This is a genomic window from Paraburkholderia sp. 31.1 (genome assembly GCF_014397645.1).
In the GTDB taxonomy this organism is placed as follows: Bacteria; Pseudomonadota; Gammaproteobacteria; order Burkholderiales; family Burkholderiaceae; genus Paraburkholderia; species Paraburkholderia tuberum.
In genome coordinates this window covers 1-252 of the sequence record NZ_VZQN01000257.1, presented here as the reverse complement: position 1 = coordinate 252, position 252 = coordinate 1, and the positions used below count along the sequence as shown (strand labels likewise).

At 57.5% G+C, this 252-nt stretch carries 1 protein-coding gene; it reads right to left on the bottom strand.

The genetic code is table 11. From position 1 onward, the window contains the following. Positions 1-134: 134 nt before the first annotated feature. Entirely contained in the window at positions 135-215 is an 81-nt protein-coding gene (locus F6X37_RS36565; protein WP_410451589.1) for a hypothetical protein, read from the bottom strand. Between the last annotated feature and the right edge of the window lie 37 nt (positions 216-252).

The window sequence follows — 252 nt, the reverse complement described above, 5'->3', positions numbered from 1 at the left end:
CTGGAAGTGTCCTGCTCGCGCGCGTCAGTTCGCTGTTGCGACGCACCTATCAGCTCAGTGCTGCTGGGCGCGAAGTCTATGGAGATTACGACTTCGATCTGATTGCGAAGCAGGCGCTGCTTAAGGGCATCTCCTTATACAGAAGTATCGTAGCCGTCGCGCAGGATCTGGATGGTGATCACCGCATCCATGACACGCTGCATGCCAATCCACAGTGTCTTCGCGCCGGGTTCACCATCACCCTTGCGTCCG